Here is a 1,637-nt window from a genome sequence, read left to right as displayed (position 1 = left end):
TTGACGGTGCTTGGATTCCGAAATCGCCTGAATAATATCGAAAAAGATTGCGAGAATCTAAAAACTGAGTCCCATGAAATGTTTAAGGAAATCCGAAAAGATATTAAAAAGTTACTGGAGAGAAGATGAAAAAATTAGCTGAAGAAGCTGACCGATTGGTTTTTGAAATGCAGATGATTGCGGATAATCTTGCAGAGTATAATTCAGGATTTTCAAAGAAAAAAGTTCCGTTAGAGGCTCTTCAGTATGATGTTGCGAGTCTGGCAAGAGAGTTAGCAGGGATGCATGGAGAGCTGGGGAGGAAGATAAAAGAATGACAGAAATAGAGAGAATATATAGAGAGATAGAAGAGCTTAGAGAAATATTAAAGACTCTGTCTTATGACGTTTCTCAGCATCGCTCCGAATTTGAGGAATTTACAAAGAAGAAATCTCTTGCTCAGCTCAGTTCCGATGTAAAATCAATAGGATTGGTGTTTGGGAAAATAGGAACCAGGATTATGAAAATCCACGAGGAGAACCAGAGAAATGGAGTTAATCCCAACAGTTAGATTAATTAGACTTGAAGAAAGCTCTCAAGGTACTTTTGGGGTTTTGCTTATATGCAGCCAGGTTTTTTGTGTTACACTTGAGAGACCAGACTTACTTAATGAGCGAAACGTATCCAGTATTCCAGCGCAACAGTATCAATGCATAAAAATACGCTCTCCTCAATTTGGAGAAACTTTTGAAATTGTTGATGTGCCTGGGAGGAGTCATGTTCTTTTTCATAGCGGAAATTTTGTCGCCTCGACAGCTGGCTGTGTGCTCCTCGCTCAATACTTCGGTAAACTACAAGGCAATAGAGCTATACTAAATTCAGGGGCAACATTTAAGAAATTTATGGAGATAATGAAAGACGTTGACACATTTAACTTAACAATAAGGGAGTGTTATTGATGGATATTAGTTCAGTATTAAAAAAAGCTGGTGGTTCTATATTAAAAAATGCATTTCCGCCTTTCTCGGGAGTTGCTTTTGATCTTATTAATGACGTCCTGCCGTCAGATAAAAGACTCTCTGAAAGTTCAACTGGAGCAGATGCTGAAAAAGCGATTGCGTCTTTACCACCTGAACAGAGAATAAGCCTGCTTGAAAAAAAGCTTGATGTTGAAATAGAAGAAATAAAAGGTTGGACGAATGTTGTTTCTGCTCTTGCGGAGGTTGATAAAACAGGGCATACAACCCGCCCCAAGATTGCGAGAGAACAATCTGTTCTTATTGGTTTTGGTGTGGTTGTTACTTTAAGCTCGGTAGGATATGCAATAATTACAAGTGACTCAGAGATGATTGATTCAATAGCTAAGGCATGGCCGTTGATTCTGGCTGTTATTGGTGTTCCCGCAGGTATAGTAAACTCTTACTTCGGGAAAAGAACAAAAGAGAAGGCTCAGAAATATGAAGGGGTTACTAACACACCACCTGTGACAGGAATAATATCTCAAATTTTGGGAGCGTTTAAAAAATAGTACTTAATTCGTAAGCCTTCCCAACCATTCAATTTCATCAGAAACTTCTCTTGTCCTGCCGGCACAATGGCTATATGCTCCAAATTGGACATCAAAATCTTTAAGCGCCGATTTGAGAGTTTCGATGTCT

At 38.9% G+C, this 1,637-nt stretch carries 4 protein-coding genes; all 4 read left to right on the top strand.

The window, feature by feature from the left end; all coding sequences use genetic code 11:
• Positions 1-125 precede the first annotated feature (125 nt).
• The 4 genes from U9Q18_04095 to U9Q18_04080 are packed head-to-tail and all read left to right on the top strand — an operon-like array spanning position 126 to position 1,507.
• Positions 126-317, top strand: coding sequence for a hypothetical protein (locus U9Q18_04095; GenBank protein ID MEA3313537.1), 192 nt, complete (start codon positions 126-128; stop codon positions 315-317).
• Positions 314-550 carry a hypothetical protein gene (locus tag U9Q18_04090; protein MEA3313536.1) on the top strand — a complete coding sequence of 79 codons (237 nt, stop codon included), beginning with the start codon at positions 314-316 and terminating at the stop codon, positions 548-550. Before U9Q18_04095 ends, U9Q18_04090 begins: the two co-directional genes overlap by 4 nt.
• Positions 528-938, top strand: coding sequence for a DUF5675 family protein (locus tag U9Q18_04085; protein ID MEA3313535.1), 411 nt, complete (start codon positions 528-530; stop codon positions 936-938). Before U9Q18_04090 ends, U9Q18_04085 begins: the two co-directional genes overlap by 23 nt.
• Positions 938-1,507 carry a hypothetical protein gene (locus U9Q18_04080; GenBank protein ID MEA3313534.1) on the top strand — a complete coding sequence of 190 codons (570 nt, stop codon included), beginning with the start codon at positions 938-940 and terminating at the stop codon, positions 1,505-1,507. The genes U9Q18_04085 and U9Q18_04080 overlap by 1 nt, the downstream gene beginning before the upstream one ends.
• The last annotated feature ends 130 nt before the right edge of the window (positions 1,508-1,637 follow it).

This window comes from Caldisericota bacterium (assembly GCA_034717215.1).
GTDB lineage: Bacteria > Caldisericota > Caldisericia > Caldisericales > Caldisericaceae > UBA646.
The sequence above is the reverse complement of the archived record's forward strand: the minus strand, read 5'-3'. Positions and strand labels throughout refer to the sequence as shown.

What these genes read in the sequence shown, in the direction of transcription:
- U9Q18_04095 (MEA3313537.1), top strand. Translation starts at nt 126, where the DNA reads ATGAAAAAATTAGCTGAAGAAGCTGACCGATTGGTTTTTGAAATGCAG.
- U9Q18_04090 (MEA3313536.1), top strand. Translation starts at nt 314, where the DNA reads ATGACAGAAATAGAGAGAATATATAGAGAGATAGAAGAGCTTAGAGAA.
- U9Q18_04085 (MEA3313535.1), top strand. Translation starts at nt 528, where the DNA reads ATGGAGTTAATCCCAACAGTTAGATTAATTAGACTTGAAGAAAGCTCT.
- U9Q18_04080 (MEA3313534.1), top strand. Translation starts at nt 938, where the DNA reads ATGGATATTAGTTCAGTATTAAAAAAAGCTGGTGGTTCTATATTAAAA.